Genomic DNA, 19,329 nt, shown 5'->3' with positions numbered 1-19,329 from the left:
CATGAACCTCCTAAGCTAAGATCGTTTCAATTCTAGCGACAACATCTTCCTGTAATTGAATGCCAGAAGCTTTCACATTTGCTTCAATTTGTTCAGGCTTACTTGCTCCAACAAGCGCACTTGCTACGTTCGGTTGACGTAAAATCCAAGCAATTGCAAGCTCTGGTAACGTCACGTCAATTTCTTTTGCTACCACTTCTAACTGTTCCACTTTACTTGAAACATCTTCATTTAACATCCCTGTGATGAATTGATTGATGGAACCATTGGCAGCGCGGCTGTTTTCTGGCAAGTTTCCACCTTTGTATTTACCTGTTAACACACCTTGTGCAAGTGGTGAGAATACAACTTGACCAATTCCGTGCTTTTCACTAACAGGAATTACTTCTTGTTCAATGTAACGGTGTAGCATATTGTATTGCGGTTGGTTAACAACAATGCGGTCTAATAAAAACTTGTCAGCGATTCCAACAGCTTCTTCAATTTGAGCCGCACTCCACTCACTGACACCTGCATATAAAATTTTGCCTTGACGAATCAAATCGTCAATCGCTCTAAGCGTTTCTTCCACAGGCGTTTCTGGATCGTAACGGTGACAGTAAAAGATGTCGACATAATCAAGATTCATACGTTGCAAGCTGCCATTCACCTGTTCAATCACGTGCTTACGAGATAAGCCACGATCATTCGGTCCTTCACCCATTGGCCAAAATGCTTTTGTTGTAATTACATAAGATTCCCGCGGGTATTCCTTAAGAGCTTGAGCCATCACGCGCTCTCCCTCGCCTCTCTCGTACACATTTGCCGAATCAAAGAAGTTGATACCTAACTCATATGCTTTATGTATCGTTTTTTCCGCGATGTTATCTTCGACTGACTTCCCGTATGTTAGCCAGCTTCCTAAGCTAATTTCACTTACTTTTAACCCTGTTCTACCAAGTCTTCTATATTGCATTTATGTTCCTCCTTAAGTTTTACTACTATCATTGTACTCAATTGAATTCGTTTACAAAAGTAGTGAAATATTCTTTATATAGATACATTTGTTTGAGTTACTATACTTAAGTATAGTTGCTTTTTTTGTCCGTGACATGTCGTTCCATTGCGCTGCAGTCACTCGCTTTCCGCGGGGAGGTGCCTTACCTCTATTTCCCGCAGGAGTCGAGTGACTTCCGCTTCATTACACTAAGAGTAATAACTAGGTTATAGCACCCTTAACGATAAAAAAAGAACCCAATCTCGCGTTGAGTTTGGGTTCTGGTTGCAATTATTGAGCCGAGATCCATTTAGCTAAATTCTCTGCATCCTCAGCAGGAATGTTAATAGCTGGCATTGTGCCTTGGCCGTTTTGAATGACGTTTAACACTTGCTCAGGCGTATGGTCTTGTCCCGCTAGAGCTGGACCGCCTCCACCTTGAAGGTTTCCACCATGACATCCGATACAGCTTGACTCATATACGGCACGAGCTGCTGTTGCATCGAAATCTCCTGTTGCTTCTTCAGTTGCAACATCCTCTGCTGGTGCTGTTTCTTCAGGTGCAGGAGCTGCTTCATCCCCGCCTCCACAGGCAGTTAAAGTCACAATCACACCTAATGCTAGTAGCATCTTTTTCATTTGAATTCCTCCTTTCTTTTTTCTTCCATAGCAGTATAACCGTTTTGCTAGGTTTTAAGCTCGCTTAAAGCCTTCACCAAGTACCTCTGTTGCATTGGCAACAATGACAAACGCTTTAGGATCAACCGCTTTGACAACTTGTTTCAATTTTGTGACTTCCGTTTGATTTACGACACACATGAGCACATCGCGCTCTTCGTTCGTATATCCACCGTAACCACTTAATTTAGTTACCCCACGGTCAATATCCCTCAAAATCATTTGTTGCACATCCTCTTGATGATTGGAAATAATGAGAGCTATCTTTGCATATCCTACCCCCATTTGCACAATATCAACCGTTTTTCCTGTAACAAATAAACTAATTAACGCGTAAAGCGCAAGTTCAATTCCAAAAGCCACCGCTGACGTGATGACAATCAACCCATCAATTAAAAAAACCGCGACTCCAAGCGAAAGCCCTGTATACTTTTGAATAATTTGTGCAGCCAAATCGGTTCCACCTGTGCTCGCACTCGCCCGAAAAACAAGACCAATTCCAAGTCCAACCCCTATACCTCCAAAGAGAGCACCAAGCAGCGGATCCACAAACCCAACCGACCAATCCCTCGTAACAAGAACCACGAATGGCAGAAAAATCGTTCCGACTAATGTTTTAAGTCCATATTTAAACCCACCAAGTAAAAGTATTCCTAAAATAAACAACGGAATGTTAAAGGCCCACTGCGTAAAAGCAGGCTCAATCCCAACGAGATGAGCAACGATCGTACTAATCCCACTCACACCGCCTGAGGCAATCTTGTTCGGAAGTAGAAACAAATTAAAAGCAATCGCCACAAGCGCCGCGCCAACAAGGATATATGTATAGTCAATAATTGCTTGCACCTTCGTGCTCGGAGGCTGTTGTCCTCTCCGCGCCTTTGCCATCATCATCATGCTGCTATTCACTCCTTACCTTACTATTAGAATATCCAAATAATCCTTGGGTAGTATAGCACCGCTCCTAAGATCTGTAAATGAGACTGTGCTAATACGTTAGTGAGGTGAAGGATGCGATCTCTGAGAGGAGCTGTTATTACCTGAAATGTTGTAAGGAGTGCCATTAATTCGCGATCTATTGTTTTATTTTGCTTTTTAAACTGGCTTATTCGCTATTAAATCGGTAATAAGAGCCTCGTCTCCATTTTCTCGCTGAAACCAGGCCTTACCAACTTCCCCAAAAAAACCGCAAAAAAGCCACCTCTCAAAGGTGGCTCTCTCTCTTTTCTACCTATATCATCTTACTTCCCTAAAGCCAAACGCAAATACGAATCAATAAATCCGTCTAAATCGCCGTCCATGACCGCATTCGTGTTTCCGATCTCAAAACCGGTACGGTGATCCTTCACCATACTGTATGGATGGAAGACATATGAACGGATTTGGCTCCCCCAACCGATTTCTTTTTGTTCGCCGCGAATTTCTAAAAGCTCAGCCTGCTGCTTTTCAATTTCTAATTGATAGAGCTTGGCGTTCATCATTTTCATTGCGCGCTCGCGGTTTTTAATTTGCGAACGTTCAGTTTGACACGTAACAACTGTGTTTGTTGGCAAGTGAGTAATCCGGACAGCGGAGTCAGTTGTGTTGATGTGCTGACCACCGGCTCCACTAGCGCGGTACGTATCCACTTTTAAATCTTCTGGTGAAATGTCGATCTCAACGCTGTCATCAAGTTCAGGCATAATCTCACATGAAACGAATGATGTGTGGCGACGACCCGATGAGTCAAACGGTGAGATTCGGACTAAGCGGTGCACGCCTTTTTCTGCTTTTAAGTAGCCGTAGGCATTGTGGCCTTTGATTAACAAAGTAACACTTTTAACTCCAGCTTCATCTCCAGGCAAGTAGTCAAGTGTTTCAACTTTGTAGCCTTTGTCCTCAGCCCAGCGTGTGTACATGCGAAGTAGCATTGAAGCCCAGTCCTGTGACTCGGTTCCGCCAGCACCTGGGTGCAACTCTAAGATCGCATTGTTTTTGTCGTAAGGTTCGCTTAATAAAAGCTGAAGCTCGTAGTCGTTCATTTCTTGAGACAATGATTTTACGCCTGTTTCAAGTTCTTTTTGAAGCTCTTCGTCCGCTTCTTCTTTGACTAAGTCATAGGAAACTTCTAGATCTTCAAATTTCTCGGCCATTTGTAAGAAGGTATTGACTTGTTCTTTTAAGCCGTTTGCTTCGTTGATGACCACTTGAGCGGAGTCTTGGTCATTCCAGAAGTCGGGGTCAGTCATTTTTTCGTCGAGCTCGGCAATTCGTTCTTGCTTGTAATCGAGGTCAAAGAGACCCCCTAAATTCAGTTATTCGTTTTTCCATTTTTGCGAGTTCTTGCTTAATTTCTACTAATTCCATTTTCGCACCTCAGGGCAATTGCCAGCAAAATCAAATTTGCTGGCAATGCTTACTTTCTTTTATTTTATTGATCTTGGCCGCAGCAGTTTTTGTATTTTTTCCCACTTCCGCAAGTACAAGCGTCGTTTCTTCCGACTGTTACGCCTTTGCGAATTGGTTTGCGTTTTTTCGGTTCTGTTTCTGTGCTTTGTTGCATCGCTTTTCCTTCAGCTACTTTTTGACGCTCAAGGTTTTGCTGTACTTGTGCTTTCATGATGTACATCGCGACTTCTTCTTCGATCGAGTCAACCATTGCTTCAAACATCTCGAAGCCTTCGAAGCGGTATTCACGAAGCGGATCGTTTTGACCATAAGCACGTAAATGAATTCCTTGGCGAAGCTGATCCATTTGGTCAATATGGTTCATCCACTTGCGGTCAACTGTACGAAGCATGATTACTTTTTCAAATTCACGCATATGCTCAGGCGTGAATTGCTCTTCTTTCTCATTGTAATTTGATGTAACTTTTCCAACGATGATTTCGATCATTTCTTCAGGATCTTTGCCTTTTAAGTCTTTCTCAGTCAGGTCATCTTCATTAAGAAGGTTAGCCTTCATGTAGTTCACGATTGCCGTGATATCCCAGTCCTCAGGCACTTCCGTATCCGGAGTGTGGAGGCCAACCGTACGCTCGATCACAGACTTAATCATTTTTTCAACGATGTCGCGAAGGTTCTCTGACTCAAGAACTTCCATACGTTGCTTGTAAATGATTTCACGTTGCTCACGCATCACATCATCGTATTGTAAAATTTGTTTACGAGCATCGAAGTTATTACCCTCTACTCGTTTTTGTGCGGTTTCAACGGCACGAGAGACAAGCTTACTTTCGATCGGCTCATCTTCTTCCATTCCAAGACGATCCATCATCGCGCCCATACGCTCTGAACCGAAGCGACGCATTAACTCATCTTCCATTGATAAATAGAATTGAGTTGAACCTGGATCTCCTTGACGTCCTGAACGACCACGAAGCTGATTATCAATCCGGCGACTTTCGTGACGTTCTGTACCAAGAACATGAAGACCACCAAGTCCAATAACACCCTCGCCAAGCTTGATATCCGTACCACGACCAGCCATGTTCGTTGCGATCGTAACCGCGCCTTTTTGGCCAGCGCCTTCAATGATTTCGGCTTCTCTTTCATGGTTTTTCGCGTTTAACACGTGATGAGGAATCTTGCGCTTTTTTAAGTAACCAGACACAAGCTCAGATGTTTCAACGCTTACGGTACCAACAAGAACCGGTTGACCGCTTTTGTGTTTCTCTTCAATTTCATTCACAACAGCTTTGAATTTCGCTGCCATCGTTTTAAAAATTAAATCAGGCTTGTCATCACGGGCAATTGGTTTGTTCGTTGGAATAACCATAACATCCATGCCGTAAATGTTGCGGAATTCTTCTTCCTCAGTTTTCGCTGTACCGGTCATACCAGCTAGTTTTTGATATTTACGGAAGTAGTTTTGGAATGTAATTGAAGCAAGTGTCATGCTTTCCTTTTGGATTTGCATGCCTTCTTTCGCTTCGATCGCTTGGTGCAATCCGTCACTATAACGGCGCCCTTTCATTAGACGTCCAGTAAATTGGTCGACAATTACGACTTCGCCATCTTCAACCACGTAGTCAGCATCACGGTGCATGACTACATAGGCTTTTAACGATTGATTCAAGTGATGGTTTAGTTGAACATGCTTGGAATCATATAAGTTATCAATACCAAAAGCACGCTCTGCTTTGTTAACCCCTTCTTCGGTTAACTGTACATTCTTTGTTTTTTCATCAAATGTATAGTCTTCTTCTTTTTTCAAAACACGGATAAACGAGTTGGCTTGTTGATAAAGCTGGGTTGAGCGTTCTACTGAGCCTGAGATGATTAATGGTGTACGGGCTTCGTCGACTAAGATTGAATCGACCTCATCGACTAAAGCGAAGTGAAGCGGACGCTGAACCATTTGCTCTTTGTAAAGCACCATGTTATCACGTAGGTAATCAAAACCTAGCTCATTGTTCGTGCTGTATGTGACATCAGCCTCATAGGCTTCACGTTTTTCTTCTTTTGATAATTCATTTGCGTTTAATCCGACCGTTAGGCCTAAGAAACGGAAAAGTTCTCCCATAATCTCAAAGTCACGACGAGCTAAATATTCGTTGACCGTTACGATATGAACACCTTTTTCTGTGATCGCATTTAAATAAACGGCAATCGTTCCAACGAGCGTTTTCCCTTCCCCTGTTTTCATTTCTGCGATATTTCCTTGATGAAGAGCAATCGCACCTAATAGCTGCACAGGGTATGGAGTCATATGTAAGACACGTGTAGACGCCTCACGGACAACCGCAAACGCTTCTACTAATAAGCTATCTAGAGATTCCCCTTTTTGATAGCGTTGTTTAAATTCATCGGTTTTTGCACGAAGCCCATCATCAGAAAGCTTCTTCATATCTGGAGCCAATGCTTCTATTTGGTCAACAAGCTTCTCATTTTTCTTCACTTGTCGTTGGCTTGGATCACCAATCACTTTCTTTAATAAACCTAACATCAGATTCGCCCTCTCTTTTCACAGCTCGTCCTAGAACGAAACGAGCCTGACACATTTTCATGATTCTAATTTTATCAGTTAACAGGTGGTCTTACAAGGGACAGCCGCTTGACAAACTTGTCGAATTGCGATTTCACTTGTCCTTTAAAGTCGGAAAGATTATTTTATCTAGGTTAGTGGCTCCTCCAACCGTTGTCGCATAGGCTATCTCGAGGAGGGATATGATGAGAATTTTAAACTGGGGTGTAGATTCTGCAGCTGCTGTTACTGAAACGTTACACCAATGTGTTCGAGATAATTTTGGCCGCCCTGATTTCTGGGGCCGTTATTTATCAACGATTCCAAACGTTAGTGACGGGTTGACGTTGGAGGAAATTCGCTTTATTCATGATAATGGCATGAAGGTGATGCCAATTTTTAATAATTTCAGAGAAGCCGTTGGTGCTCGGGCCGGGGCTGTCGCTGCTCGTAATGCGATATTCAAAGCAAGGCAGCTCGGTATTCCTGAAGGCACGTTTATTTTCGCAAATGTTGAACGATTTTTCTTAGTTGATTCAGCTTGGATTATCGCATGGGTGGAAACGATGTACAACAGCCCTTATCGCCCAGGTATTTACGCCGATCCTGATGAAGGTCCATTTAACGAGGCGTACTGTGCCGCTCATGCTGCTAATAACCTCGTTGGTGAACAGGCCGTTATATGGAGTGCAGAGCCAGAACTCGGAACGACCACAAAACAAAAAGCACCAAAACGTTTCATTCCAAGTCGCCCTGATTGTGACGCCAATGTGTGGGCATGGCAGTATGGTCGTGATGCCGAGGAGTGTCCGATCGACACGGTGCTAATGGAAAATCGTTTGTATCAGAATTTATTTTAATGACAAAAAAGAGTTACCGATATTAATTCAGTAACTCTCTTTGCGTTTTAAGAAGCTTTTTGATTTCCAGTCTTCTCTCTTGCATCTCACTTGCAGGAACGGGTTGGCTAAAAAAGAACCCTTGACCTTCATTGCATAAATGCTGTTGTAAAAAAGCGAATTGTTCTTTCGTTTCGATTCCTTCTGCTACCACGTTTAACTTTAGGTTGTGAGCCATTGCAATGATCGTTTTCACAATCGTCGCATCGCTTGTGTCGGTTTGAAGCTCACGTACGAAGGATTGATCAATTTTCAATGTATCAACAGGAAATTGCTTCAAGTAATTTAAGGAAGAAAAGCCTGTCCCAAAATCATCAATACTAATGATTACACCGAGCTTTTTTAAGCGCTGAAGTGTTGTGATCGTTTGTTCAATGTTAACCGTCATGCTCTCTGTAATCTCAAGTTCTAGAAGCGAAGGCTGTAAACCCGTTTCTAAAAGAATTCGTTCGACCGTTTCAACTAAATCTACTTTCTGGAACTGTCGTGGGGACAAATTAACGGACATCACACCGGTTATCCCTTGCTCTTGCCATATTTTATTTTGAATACAAGCTTCTCTTAACGCCCATTCACCGATTTTGATAATGAGCCCTGATTCTTCCGCAATCGGAATAAACGTGCCCGGTGAAACCACGCCCCATTTCGGATGATTCCATCTAATCAACGCTTCAACGCCAATGATGTCTTCTTTTTCGAGGTCTATTTTCGGCTGATAGTGAAGCACCAATTCGTTTCGTTCAATTGCACTATGTAAATGTATTTCTAGATCTAGTGGATTTATCGTGTCGCTTACATCAGGTGGAGAGTAGAAATGAACTGTATTTCTGCCGTTATTTTTCGCTTGGTACATTGCGAAATCTGCATTTTTCATAATCTTCTCAAACGTATCTCCGTCCTCAGGAAGCATGCTGATCCCGATGCTTGGCGACGTAAACACATCGTAATTACGAATGGAAAAAGGGGCAGACATCGCTTGAATAATGTGATTGGCTTTTGCAGCTGCCCTATTACGATCGAGATTCGTTAACACAATCACAAACTCATCTCCCCCTAACCGGAACAAAAAGTCTTGTTCCAGCAAACAGGCTTGAAGTCTGTGGCTCACTTCCATTAAGAGAAGATCCCCTACCTGATGTCCCATACTGTCATTAATCACTTTAAAACGGTCAAGATCTATAAACAAAATAGCAGCCGGTCGATCTTCGTTTAACTCTTCTTCAAGTCTCTTTTCCAGTAGAAAACGGTTCGGCAACCCGGTTAAATAATCATAGTAAGCTAATTGCTTAATTTTTTCTTCTTGTTTCTTTCTAACTGATATATCACGGTAATTCACGACAAATCCGTTAATGCTATCATCATGAAGCAAATTGACGATGCTGACTTCACAATAAATCGTTGTTCCATCAGCTTTCAGAACTCTAATTTCATCTTTAAAAGACGTAGCAGGGTTGGCTAAAGAAGAGGCGAAAAAGCTTTCAGCTATTGGCACATCTTTTTCATAAATGGAATCAAAACAACTTGTCCCAATTAAGCTTTTCGGAAAAAAACCTGTCACTTGTTCAACAGCTGGACTGACGTATCTGATCATTCCGTGCTGATCTAACACGACAATGACGTCTGTCGATTGTTTAATCAACGTATCAAAGCGAACTTCGCTCTTTTTCAATTCAGACTCTAACTGCTTTTTTTCCGTTATATCGCGAGCTACACCGTACACCCCGAGGATTTCCCCATTGATGATTGCAGGTACAACGGTCACAATGACAAATTTAATATCCCCATTCTTATGGACAATTCTAAATTGCTTTTCATTCACTTTTCCCTTTAGCGCACTGGTGAAAGCACGTTTCACTAAAGGTAGGTCATCACGGTAAATACACTTTGAAAAATGAGTATACAATAACTCCTCCTTAGAAGAGCCTGTTAAATTTTCTAAGCCACTATTCAAATCAATAAACTCTCCAGTGAAATCTATTAGAAACAAAGCATCGGGATAGTTTGAAAATAGATCTTTATAGATCACATCTTTATTTAATTGATCCAGCTTATTTTTCTTACTAAATGATAGTTTTCTCATACTTTCACCTCTACTTGTTTCAATTTAGATTTCATTGAAGGATTGTTCCTCTGGATAGTGATAGTGGTAAACCCCTTGCTTCTCTTTTAAAGAAGATGGTTTTAGTTGAATAATATTTAATTGAGCTAAAGCATTGAGCTCTTTGCGATAGGAAGAGGTGAGTGACGAATCACTCGACTGTTCAACATGAATGAGTAGGAGAACAAGGTTAGCTTTCATTCTTTCTTTCATATTAGTTGTTTTCATTTGCCCTTCCCATTCCTTATTATTTTGTCTCATGTTTTATTTTCTCTTTTTCTAGCGCCTTTGTATATCACCTTTTACTCTTAAATTGCTAGTCTTGATCCTACTTATATAGGAACAAAGAAAACAGTCTACTCTAGTCTGACGTATTCCGATTAGTCATACCAACGGCTCATGAAACTCCCCCCTTTCTCTCTTATATAGGAATATGGTCCCATTGCCGTTTTTACATGATTTATTTACTTACTTTTTGTTACAAGGTGTAGTGAACTTTGATGTCATCACTACCTTGATAGAGCCATTATTCATACTTAGCATATCATTTGAGAATTAAATTTTTACAAATATCATAAGCTGAATTGGATAAATATGTTAAAGTTATGTTAGAGACAATGTGGAAAGTATTTGTGCTAAGAAAATAAGAATTGAGGTGGGCAAATGATAAGCGCTTCTACATGGTTTGACCCCATTGTTTTAGAAGTCGTTGTGATTCCAATTGCTATAATACTCGGAATCATTTCAGCGTGGTTTTCTAGAAGAGTAGTAGTAGGACCTATTGTATATATTGGTGTTTTCACCCTTTTTTATGTGTTGGTTTATGTTTATTTTTATTCAGCTAATTCAGCACAGTTTTTTGCTATACATTTTCATAATGTTGAATCATATTTACTAGAATTACTCCTTATTGGTATCACGTGGATCGTATCATGGTGCTTCCTAAGTGCCCGTAGAAACAGGTTAGCCTAGAAGGTGGGAAAATGATGAGTATTCACATGGCCATTTTCGTAAGTGTACTTTTAATGAGTATGATCTCTGTTATCATCTTTTTAATAGGAAAACGGGTTTCGGGTGGCTCATAAAGTATATTCCTGCCATAGCTACTGGAATTGGAATGTTATTTTTCTATATAAAAATGAATTATATTGGGTATCAAACACACGCCTTTGAATCCATTCATGACATCATCGCCATTATTTTACTTTCTGTTATTTTCGCTGTCTCGCTAATAGGAGCTTTGTTAATCGAGTTCACTCACAAACCAAAAAATACACGATCAGATTGACAATCTAATATAATTTTGATGTTAATAACTAGTAATATAAATAGGACAACTTCAAGGCGGGATTAAATGGATATCTTTTTAATGTATGGGGTCTATTATGGGTTGTTGGCGATCATAATGGGTCTTTCCTTTTTTTTATTTACGAAAGCTATGTCAGTTAGAGAAAAAAATATACGGTTAGCGGTTTTTCTTTTTTCCATAGGAATTAATATCCTTGTGTTGCCTATATCCTTTTTCATAGGAGCCATGGCAACAGATGCACCCGAGAGTTCGAATCTTCAGATTGTCCAAGGATTTTTATTTGTTCAAGGATTACCTTTATTCGTGGCAATTATAAGTTTAATTCTTCTTTTAAAAAACAAAAGAAACTAGGATACGAAGCAATGATTTTTGCACTAAACAGGAAAAAGCTCAGAGTAAATACTGAGCTTTTTAACGTTGCTATTCATATTTTGCAAAAAACCGAATCCATCTCAACAGTTACAGATCCTCAACTAGGCACATACCCCAATTTATAGATCATCGCAATTGCTTGAGCACGATCGCCGACATTAAGCTTTTGGAAAATATGGGTAATATGATTTTTAACGGTATGTTCACTAATAAAAAGATTACTCGCAATTTCCCGATTATTAAACCCTTGCATGAGCTGGTTTAACACTTCAATTTCTCTTGAAGACAGATTTAATTTTTCTTTCAGGACACTGCTGTGCACTTCTTTAGAAGGTGGAGTCTCTTCTATTTGAACCGGGCGCTCGTTTAATGAGATCACCGTTTCAACAACCGCTTGCTGATTCAAGAAAGCTTGAAACTGCTCTTTTAATTCGGCTCTGATTTCAGATAAATCGTGAATAACAGAAGGCTCTTCTTTATTCATGACAAAGTAAGAAACAAGCCGTAGAATCTCACTATCTTTTCGCGTTGCCTTTTTCTGAACGATGAGTTGTTCATAATCTGTTAAAATAGCGAGCATCTCTCGGTCACTTAAATAATTTTCAAGCAACGACTTTTCAAAAAAGATTAAGCCACAGATTTTCTTTAACGATTGATAATTCCCATCATTTAAATAAGAAGTAAACTCACTCACGTGATTTTTGATTTTCAGGGCTTGCTCGTGTTGATCGTTATTTTGCTGTTTCATCACTTCATAAAGTAAGTCAATGATCGAGTCATCAGCCCCAGCTCCGTTTTGTTGCTGACACAAATGGATTGAAATGCTTCCGGCTACAGCTAAACTTGATAGAAATGCTTGATATTTACTCAGTTCATGTTGAGTCGTTAAGCCAACGGCCAGTACTCCGTATAATTGATCATTAAAGAAAAGCGGAAGTTCGAATACATCCACTCCCCAACTTGTTTTCCTTTTGAGCGGTTGTTTCAAGTCATAATCACTACTAGAGCCTGAAAAAGCTCTGACGGCGACATCATATCCAAATTCATTTATTTCACTTGACGTTAATCCTCTAGAAACAATATCAATTTTCGATTGATGTTTGATCGGTCGATACACAATACAGGAAAACGGTCCTCTCATTGTGTTAATGCTCATATCAACGAGAATATAAAGCACTCTTTTAATATCTTTAACTGTCGTCATCACACGAAACACTTCGTTAAAAGTTGTTAGCTCTAATAACTGATTTTGATTATTTTCTTTTAAGTAATTTGATGTCACTAACGTACTTAGGAAAGAGGCATGCATAGTCAGGGATTGTAAACAATCAACTTTTCTCAAAGTCTCTTTCGTACTCCCACCAAATAAAAGGCCAATTACTTTCGATTCTTGAAAAATAGGAAGACAGAACAGACTCTTTGGACGCAACCCACTTCGGTAAAAAAACGTTATACGGGGGTCTTGACTCACATCCTCCCAAAACTTCACTTGCAAAGCTGCGAGCGTATGGCCTAAGAATCCTTCACCAAGCACAAAGGAATGATCTATCAGAAACTCCGTGTTCGGTCCAAATACAGAATCAACCATGAAACAACTATCTTCTTTTTCAATAGCTAGTCCGATAAAATCAATGTTTTCATCCTGATGATATAATTCTTCTATAAAAGCAGAAGCAGTCGCTGTGCCTTTTTGCAGTCCTTCTAGCGACTTATGTAAAAAGGAAAAAGATTGATTGATAGACTGATTGTTTTTTTGAGCACTCAGATGGGCTTCAATGACCTGTTTGAGTGTGTTGATCTTGTTTAACTTCTCCGCTTTTTCAGCCTCAGTCAATTCAGGTATTTCATCTAAAGCTTCCGAGAATCCCTTTAGCTCTGGAAAATGTAACTTCGCGTATTGACGAATATGCTCACGCGTTGACTCTTCTAACATATAGCCACTTAAAAGGTAATAGCTTGGTTTATTTTGAACCAAGATAGGGGAAACAACTAGCTTTATCCCCATCCGGTTATCAATTATTGACGACTTATCTAATGACTTCATCGACTCTACTAAAGTAAGATATTGCTGATTATGACCCCATTCTGTATGAAACAACTTCGTTAATGCATTAAAGTTTGATACATCCGTTACCTCATTTCCATCAAGATCGACAAGAACGAGACTTAAATCTAGAAGTTGTGCGTATGCTTCTTGAACGTCTTGAAGAAAGACTACATTTGTTTCCATGACTCCTCCTTCTCAAAACCAATTGTTACAGGTTGAATGTAATGATAAATTGCATGTTCTCCTGTGCCAACTTGTTCTATAACCATATTAGCAACAAGCAAGTCAAGCACTTCAGATAGATCTTCCTTATTTCTACCAAGACGAGTAGCTAAGCCCTTTATCGTTTCATAAGTATACGGGTTTTCTTGAAAAAATAAAGTGCATTCCACTTGTAATGGATTGATGTGAAAAGAAACCATTTAATGCCCTCCTATATAAATCTGATGAAAGGTCTAGCTTGAATGTTCTCAACTAACAACGGCCGTGAAATATTTCCTTGCGGTGACTTTTTTAATTGAAAATACTGGTAGTTCCCATCAACCCATGTTTGAAAAACTCCATTACACGTTCTTTCGAGAAAGCTTGCTGTTTCCGTTCCAATTTCAGTGAAATTCGTCAAAGCAAGTAACGTCATCTCCGCAGCACTAATTGCTGCTACTTCTTCCGTAAAATAACTCGTAATGAATTCCTTCCCTCTTTGCGAAACTAGGGTATTCAAATCGTAAAAAACAAACCATTTTTCACCTCGTTCAATTCCTTGTGAAACGACGGTATTCACTTTTTCACGAATCAACTCTTTATAATCTTGATTAGCTACTTTATTGACTTTAATAACAGCATTCGAAAAAACTTCAGGAATCGGACGATCATAATGTTCAATAAAATAAATTCGTTCTTTTTGAGCTAAATCAGCAAGGTCTACACCATATAAACGATAAATATGCTCAAGGTCATGGATTCCAGATAAACTTGATAAAAGCAGAATAATGTTTTCACCAGCCCTAATTCGGCTCGTAATAATCGACGCTAGCAAATATTTATAATTCGCTTTGCTATTCGTATCTAAGACAAACGCGGTTCCTCTAGGCATTCCTCCAGCTAACATCTGATCTAGCGCCGGAATTCCCGTCGTAACACTTCGTTCATTTTCCATCACAACCATGTCTTCGATCATCGACAAGGCCGGGACTAAGTAAACTCCATCATCGGTTAACCGGTAAATATGCTCGCCTTCTTTGATGTTACAGCCACGCATTTTCAACACTTCTAACGTTCGTTTCCGGTAAATCGTGTTATGCTCTTGCAAAGAAAGCTGAATCACACCATCAACGACATAACTAACAAACGGAATCTCTTTTTTATTTAAAGAAGATTGCTCATGAATAAGTAAAGATGTCATCGAATGTTTTCGTAAAATATTTCGTAACATATAAACGATCTCACGCTTTTCCGCTGAACCCTCTACACCAAAGTGCAACAAGTTTAAACTATCTATTACAATACGCTTACAATCAATTTCTTTTACAATTCGTTCAAAGATCCCGTTTGGCTGCTTCATTTGCTCGATCAACACTTCAGGTGACATACAAATAACACGAAGCTTATTTTTCTTTTCTAATTGCCTTAGATCCCAACCAAACGAATTCATCTCTTGATAAAGCTGTTCAGGGAACTCTTCAAATGTAATGTAAATTCCCGCCTCATTCAGTTCCTGTGCACCGTGATAAAGAAACTGCATCCCAAGAATCGTTTTCCCAGTCCCAGGAGCCCCCTCTAGCAATATAGCCGATCCCTCCGGATACCCTCCAGATAGGATAAAGTCCAATCCCTCAATTCCTGTCTTCGCATATGTCACCATCATAAACACTCCCAGTTTAATAACAATTCTAAAAAATACCTATAAAAAAAAAGATACCTAAAAAAGGTACCCCATTAGTAATACCAATTCTTTCGGTACTCGGCTGCCATCGCACATTGCATTAGGCCCGTCGCTTTGCGTCCTTATCTTTCAATAAGTTTGCCATTATCGAGTACTAGTTATTATAAAAACCAGATAGAAATTAGAATTTTCATCAAAGTTACTTCTTATAATTGTAACATAGTTGTCATACTTGAAATAGTCTAGACTTATTATTGAAGAATGGTGAAGTATTGAAAAGCTGTCTCTGTACTTGGGTTATTATATGGTTTGGCTGTTCTTGCTATGTTCGTTGCATTCCGCTCCAGCCACTCGCTTTCCGCGGGGAGGTGCCGAGCTTCCCGCAGGAGTCGAGTGGCTTCCGCTTCATTTCACTTTAGTTATAATCAATTACAACACCTAGCTAAAAAAAAGAGTACAGCCAGTGCTGTACCCCTTTTACATTATTTATCTGATTTTTAAGCTTCCGCCTCAATTAAACCATATTTCCCGTCTTTACGCTTATAGACAACACTTGTTGAACCGTTAACAGCATCGGAGAAGACGAAGAAATTATGACCAAGCATATCCATTTGCAAGATTGCTTCTTCAGCGTCCATCGGTTTTAGATTGAATCGCTTTTTACGGACTACCTCAAGCTCATCAACCGGAACTGGTGCTCCTTCTACAGGCTCAAGATCATTTTTAAACATATATTTCAAGCTTCCCTCTTGGCGAAACTTGCGATTTACTTTTGTTTTATGCTTTCGGATTTGTCGTTCTAATTTCTCAACGACATTATCAATAGCAGCGTACATATCCGAATGCTTTTCTTCCCCTCTTAGTAACAGCTGAGGCATTGGGATTGTGACTTCAATGATATGCTGGTTGTTTAACACTAGCATACGCACATTCACATCTGAAATAGGTGTCGTATCAAAATAACGCTCAAGCTTACCGACTTTCTTTTCTACGTAGTCACGTAATGCCGGAGTCACTTCCATGTTTTCACCACGGATATTGTAATTCATAAACAACTCCTCCTTTTCTATGTACTTATTTCTATTTACCCCTTCTGAACTCCTTCTTAAACCTAAAAATGATTGGAAAATATGACAGTTTTGTTACTGTGTTCTTTTATTGTATGCTAAACACATTATGAACAGTCTTTTTTATAAGGGTATTTTAGGGCTTGTATTTCTTGACATGTTCGTTTCATTGCGCTGCAGTCACTCGCTTTCCGCGAGGAGGTGGTGAGCCTCCTCGTGCCTGCGGGGTCTCACCTTTACCTCTAGATCCCGCAGGAGTCGAGTGACTTCCGCTCCATTTCACTAGGAGTGAAAACTTTTTTACAGTTACAATCTTTGACTTTTATAAAAGAAAAAAACACAACAAAAAGCTCACCCCAGAATATTGGGGTGAGCATATTGGGTTTAGCTATTATTCATTTCCAACAGGAATGTGAATTAAAGCTTAACTACGTTCGCAGCTTGTGGACCACGAGCACCTTCAACGATTTCGAACTCAACGTCTTGACCTTCGTCTAAAGACTTGAATCCTTCTGAGTTGATAGCTGAGAAATGTACGAATACATCGTCCCCATCTTCGCGCTCAATGAAACCAAAACCTTTTTCTGCGTTAAACCATTTTACTTTACCTTGCATGCTTTCACATTCCCTTCGTAACTAAATTAACTTTGTTCTTGTGGAGTATTTCCACAATTCAACTATAACAGCGCTCTCATACCTTGTCAAACCAATAAACGTCTGACAACTCGCCAAAAAACAACATCTCTTGTCTGATCAAATCGAATTTTGTTTACGCTTACATTTAATCATCTTTTTAGTAAATAATTGAAATAAAAACCTCTGTCCAATAATCTCACAACTTCAATTGACGATCACCCCTTTATCCTAATACAATATATTCAGAATAATCCAAATTTCAACAAGTGACGACAAAATCCTTTACATATATACCCTACTTTATTCCTTATTTACCTAGCTAACAGACTCGCTCCTTACATATAACCCCCAGCCGGTCTGTTAATAGGATTAAAAAGTGTCGAAGCCCCTCACCTCCTGAGGTATTGTGTAACATCCCCGCTTCGCACTTTTATACATAGAATGGTCAGTTACAAACCCAAATTACAACATATAGCACCTCCCCCTTGAGAACACTCCTTTATGTTGTAGTTTTGCGGTTGCACTTTTTGTAATTGACCATTCTTTTTCATTTCTACCTTTTGTCACTATAAGAATAAGTAAAAGTTTGTTAAAATGAGGAGTGTTGTGTAAAACAAACAAGGGGGAACATACATGGGTCATTTAAAACACTGGTTCATTATTCTCTGCGCCTTTACTCTTTTAACGGCATGCAGTGAAAAAACATCAGTAGAATCAACAAGCCCTATCGAGGAAGAAATAGAAGTAGAAAAAGAAACAGAAGAGAAAGTTGAACTTTCTGTTGAAGAGATTCTACATAAATCAATTGAGGCCATGAACAATGTCAACAGTCTCGCTACTGAAATGAACATGGTTCAAGAAATGTCCTTACCAAACGAAGAAAACTATTCAACCAATATGTTAGTTTATATGGAAATTACGCAACAACCTTTAAATATGTATCAAAAAATCACAATGGATTTGCCTGAAGTAGGCGAAGTAGAAACAGAACTCTACATGCTCGACAACGCCTTCTACTACAAAGATCCAATGGAAGAAAAATGGTTCAGCTATCCCGAAGACATCGCAGCCCAACTTCGAGAAATGGAAAACACTGAAGTATCAACAGATGAGCAATTACAACTACTGTTAACACACACAGAGGAATTAACGTATACAGAAGACGAGGCTCACTACATCATCTCGGTTGAAGGAGAATCCGATCTTCTCCAAAGCTTCGCTCAAGAATTAAACGGAATCGTTCATGAAAACATGTCCGGAGACATCGACCAACTGATGCTAATGTCAGACATAAAAGAACTAAATTACTCGCTCTACATTGATAAAGAAACATTCAAGCAAACCAAAATGGATATGACAATGTCGTTCGAACTACAAACTGACGGCGAGTCAGTCCTGATCCATACAAGCACAGAAGCTACATTCTCAGATTACAACGGCATTTCAGAAATTATTATTCCAGCTGATGTGATTGAGAGTGCTGAAGAGTATAACCCTGATTACTCTGGTATTGAGGATTGGGAAGAGATGGATTTAGATTTAGATGAAGATGTAGCTGATGAGGAAGAAGAAGAGGCTGGAGAATAAAAAGAAGGAAGCTTGAGGTCGTGTAGAACCTTGAGCTTCCTTTTTTATTGATCTTTTTATTGTTTTGGAAACAAGCTTCCCACATCTAAAGTAAAACCAGGTAGTGTTTGCACCTCAATATTATCCTCTTTGTCAAATTAGATGGGTTTTCCAAATTGCTGATTGTCCTCAAGTAAATAAACCGTAATAAGCTGGTCCTGTGGATGAACAAGCCAATACTCTTTTACCCCGTGCTTCTCATATATCTTCCGTTTATAAATATAGTCAGCGGAAGCCGTTGAGGGAGAAATCACTTTAAATAATTAAATCAGGCGCACCTAAACAACCACGCTCATCTAATTTTTCTCGATCACATATAACAGCTAGATCCGGTTGGACCACGGTTTGAATATTTTCGTCTGGTGGTGTTGTTTCTTCTGTGAGTCTCACATCAAATGGTGCGATGTAGACTTCGTCGGGGTGGTCTTTAAGTAAATTTGCAAATTGCCTACCTAATTCTAAAACAATTCGCTGATGTTCTCTTGACGGTGTAGGAGTCATCGCAAACGGAATCCCATCTATTAGTTCAACTCGATCTCCTTCTACCCATTGTAGGTAATCGGCATATGAATAGCGTACAACATCCTCTTTTCGTTTCGACATCCTAACACCTCCATTTTTCTTTATTATAACAAATGACACCTTGCGAAACTTCCACACCGTTTATTCAAATCTACCCATCTATTATATCCTCCTAAATATGTCTTGCTTCCTTTACACCGGCTTGAGCTCTTCTTCTTCGTCTAAACCCATTTTTTATTTCAGCAAAATAAAGAGTCAACTCATCTTTCGAG

At 39.7% G+C, this 19,329-nt stretch carries 18 protein-coding genes and 1 riboswitch; of the genes, 4 read left to right on the top strand and 14 right to left on the bottom strand.

Going from position 1 to position 19,329, the window contains the following annotated elements; genetic code table 11:
• Positions 1–10 precede the first annotated feature (10 nt).
• The 5 genes from JCM9157_RS00220 to secA all read right to left on the bottom strand — a co-directional run bounded on the left by JCM9157_RS00220 (position 11) and on the right by secA (position 6,581).
• A complete protein-coding gene (locus tag JCM9157_RS00220) occupies positions 11–955 on the bottom strand; it encodes an aldo/keto reductase family protein (protein ID WP_035660840.1) in 945 nt (314 codons plus the stop codon).
• Positions 956–1,267: 312 nt separating this feature from the next.
• Positions 1,268–1,615, bottom strand: coding sequence for a c-type cytochrome (locus JCM9157_RS00215; RefSeq protein ID WP_035660838.1), 348 nt, complete (start codon positions 1,613–1,615; stop codon positions 1,268–1,270).
• A gap of 54 nt (positions 1,616–1,669) precedes the next feature.
• On the bottom strand, positions 1,670–2,542 hold the full coding sequence (locus JCM9157_RS00210) for a YitT family protein (RefSeq protein WP_035661247.1): 873 nt from the start codon (positions 2,540–2,542) through the stop codon (positions 1,670–1,672).
• A 353-nt stretch (positions 2,543–2,895) separates the two neighbouring features.
• Positions 2,896–4,000 (bottom strand): peptide chain release factor 2 gene (prfB, locus tag JCM9157_RS00205; RefSeq protein ID WP_148296782.1). Its coding sequence is split into 2 segments (ribosomal slippage): positions 2,896–3,927 and positions 3,929–4,000, totalling 1,104 coding nucleotides; the frame shifts between segments, so codons are not numbered across the junction.
• 64 nt (positions 4,001–4,064) lie between these two features.
• Positions 4,065–6,581, bottom strand: a complete 2,517-nt coding sequence (gene secA, locus JCM9157_RS00200; RefSeq protein WP_035660833.1) for a preprotein translocase subunit SecA — start codon at positions 6,579–6,581, stop codon at positions 4,065–4,067.
• Positions 6,582–6,805: 224 nt separating this feature from the next.
• Between secA and JCM9157_RS00195 the strand changes: the two genes are divergently transcribed.
• The gene (locus JCM9157_RS00195; protein ID WP_439644326.1) at positions 6,806–7,459 is read left to right on the top strand and encodes a glycoside hydrolase domain-containing protein; all 654 of its coding nucleotides are present in this window, start codon (positions 6,806–6,808) and stop codon (positions 7,457–7,459) included.
• Between the two features lie 22 nt (positions 7,460–7,481).
• Here JCM9157_RS00195 and JCM9157_RS00190 read toward each other — a convergent pair whose 3' ends face one another.
• Both JCM9157_RS00190 and JCM9157_RS00185 read right to left on the bottom strand, forming a co-directional pair.
• Positions 7,482–9,578, bottom strand: coding sequence for a sensor domain-containing protein (locus JCM9157_RS00190; protein WP_052012852.1), 2,097 nt, complete (start codon positions 9,576–9,578; stop codon positions 7,482–7,484).
• Between the two features lie 24 nt (positions 9,579–9,602).
• On the bottom strand, positions 9,603–9,857 hold the full coding sequence (locus JCM9157_RS00185; protein WP_035660827.1) for a hypothetical protein: 255 nt from the start codon (positions 9,855–9,857) through the stop codon (positions 9,603–9,605).
• Positions 9,858–10,259: 402 nt separating this feature from the next.
• Between JCM9157_RS00185 and JCM9157_RS00180 the strand changes: the two genes are divergently transcribed.
• Both JCM9157_RS00180 and JCM9157_RS00175 read left to right on the top strand, forming a co-directional pair.
• Positions 10,260–10,568, top strand: a complete 309-nt coding sequence (locus JCM9157_RS00180; RefSeq protein ID WP_035660826.1) for a hypothetical protein — start codon at positions 10,260–10,262, stop codon at positions 10,566–10,568.
• A 382-nt stretch (positions 10,569–10,950) separates the two neighbouring features.
• A complete protein-coding gene (locus JCM9157_RS00175; RefSeq protein WP_035660823.1) occupies positions 10,951–11,256 on the top strand; it encodes a hypothetical protein in 306 nt (101 codons plus the stop codon).
• Between the two features lie 118 nt (positions 11,257–11,374).
• Here JCM9157_RS00175 and JCM9157_RS23120 read toward each other — a convergent pair whose 3' ends face one another.
• The 5 genes from JCM9157_RS23120 to JCM9157_RS00150 form a co-directional block, all read right to left on the bottom strand.
• Positions 11,375–13,507, bottom strand: a complete 2,133-nt coding sequence (locus JCM9157_RS23120; RefSeq protein WP_052012851.1) for a LuxR C-terminal-related transcriptional regulator — start codon at positions 13,505–13,507, stop codon at positions 11,375–11,377.
• The gene (locus JCM9157_RS00165; RefSeq protein ID WP_052012850.1) at positions 13,492–13,746 is read right to left on the bottom strand and encodes a hypothetical protein; all 255 of its coding nucleotides are present in this window, start codon (positions 13,744–13,746) and stop codon (positions 13,492–13,494) included. Before JCM9157_RS00165 ends, JCM9157_RS23120 begins: the two co-directional genes overlap by 16 nt.
• 11 nt (positions 13,747–13,757) lie before the next feature.
• Positions 13,758–15,185, bottom strand: a complete 1,428-nt coding sequence (locus JCM9157_RS00160) for an ATPase domain-containing protein (protein ID WP_035660821.1) — start codon at positions 15,183–15,185, stop codon at positions 13,758–13,760.
• 91 nt (positions 15,186–15,276) lie between these two features.
• Positions 15,277–15,359, bottom strand: a riboswitch (cyclic di-GMP riboswitch).
• Positions 15,360–15,703: 344 nt separating this feature from the next.
• Positions 15,704–16,255 (bottom strand): ribosome hibernation-promoting factor, HPF/YfiA family, encoded by a 552-nt coding sequence (gene hpf, locus JCM9157_RS00155; RefSeq protein WP_035660819.1) that lies wholly within the window; start codon positions 16,253–16,255, stop codon positions 15,704–15,706.
• 435 nt (positions 16,256–16,690) lie between these two features.
• The gene (locus JCM9157_RS00150) at positions 16,691–16,888 is read right to left on the bottom strand and encodes a cold shock domain-containing protein (protein WP_012960443.1); all 198 of its coding nucleotides are present in this window, start codon (positions 16,886–16,888) and stop codon (positions 16,691–16,693) included.
• A gap of 654 nt (positions 16,889–17,542) precedes the next feature.
• On the opposite strand from JCM9157_RS00150, the gene JCM9157_RS00145 reads away from it, so the two are divergent.
• Positions 17,543–18,496: a DUF6612 family protein gene (locus tag JCM9157_RS00145; protein WP_035660813.1), complete on the top strand. Its 954-nt coding sequence runs from the start codon at positions 17,543–17,545 to the stop codon at positions 18,494–18,496.
• A gap of 137 nt (positions 18,497–18,633) precedes the next feature.
• Here JCM9157_RS00145 and JCM9157_RS25920 read toward each other — a convergent pair whose 3' ends face one another.
• Together JCM9157_RS25920 and JCM9157_RS00140 are read right to left on the bottom strand one after the other, a co-directional pair.
• Positions 18,634–18,789, bottom strand: a complete 156-nt coding sequence (locus JCM9157_RS25920; RefSeq protein ID WP_201768888.1) for a Uma2 family endonuclease — start codon at positions 18,787–18,789, stop codon at positions 18,634–18,636.
• Between the two features lies 1 nt (position 18,790).
• Positions 18,791–19,138 (bottom strand): Uma2 family endonuclease, encoded by a 348-nt coding sequence (locus tag JCM9157_RS00140; protein WP_201768887.1) that lies wholly within the window; start codon positions 19,136–19,138, stop codon positions 18,791–18,793.
• Positions 19,139–19,329: the final 191 nt, after the last annotated feature.

The sequence above is a fragment of the Halalkalibacter akibai JCM 9157 genome (genome assembly GCF_000513135.1).
Classification (GTDB): Bacteria; Bacillota; Bacilli; order Bacillales; family Bacillaceae_D; genus Halalkalibacter; species Halalkalibacter akibai.
This window is presented reverse-complemented; position numbering and strand designations above follow the sequence as displayed.